This window comes from Burkholderia sp. RF2-non_BP3, from assembly GCF_001522185.1.
GTDB classification, from domain to species: Bacteria; Pseudomonadota; Gammaproteobacteria; order Burkholderiales; family Burkholderiaceae; genus Burkholderia; species Burkholderia diffusa.
The window spans coordinates 1-695 of record NZ_LOSU01000027.1; the positions used below are offsets into that span (position 1 = coordinate 1).

1 protein-coding gene is annotated in these 695 nt (G+C 60.0%); it reads left to right on the forward strand.

The annotated features are described in order from the left end of the window. Positions 1–66: 66 nt before the first annotated feature. A partial coding sequence (locus WS45_RS10520; RefSeq protein ID WP_156437110.1) for a hypothetical protein occupies positions 67–695 on the forward strand: 629 nt, incomplete at its 3' end.

Here is a 695-nt window from a genome sequence, read left to right on the forward strand (position 1 = left end):
CCTATGGCTTCTATTCAACAAAGTCTTCAGAACATCAATCGGTATCAGCGGCACGCTACGCTGCCGATGCTGCGTCAGCAGGTGTCGAAGCTCGATCCACAGAGTATCGGTGGCGTGGTGCATTTTGCCACCGAGGCGATGAAGAACATGGTGCAGCGCGAGATGAAGCGCGCCGGTTCGAGGAGCAGTGTTCCGGCGGATGCTGAGCCGCGCGGCGCCTTCGACAACGAGCCCGAACTGCTGGTGCCAACGCACGGCGGGGAGGCGGACGGCGAAACCCTGCGAACGGCGATGAGCCTGTTGTCGCAAAAGCACGCGCCGCAGGACTTGGAGGCGCATGCACGCCGCTGGAATGCCGCAAATCTGGCCGCGTATGGCGAGGCGGCGCAAGCGAGTACGCATCAGCAGGACGAGGCGGATGAGGAGCAGGCGGAGCGACTGAATGACGCGGCTAAAGCGACCGGCCAGGGGCTGCACGGCGAAGCCGCGGTGACGATGTGGATGGCCGAGCTGGGTAATGTAAAGGCGGAAAATACCCAGAGCGCGACAACGCAGAGTGCGCAGTTGGGCATCGAGATGGATCAGGCGACGCAGAAGGCATCCGAGGCGGTCAATAAGGAATTCCAGAAGATTGCGGATGACCTGAAGACAAATGAAGAAAAAATTCAGTTCTGGAAATGGGCGGATGAAGTTCT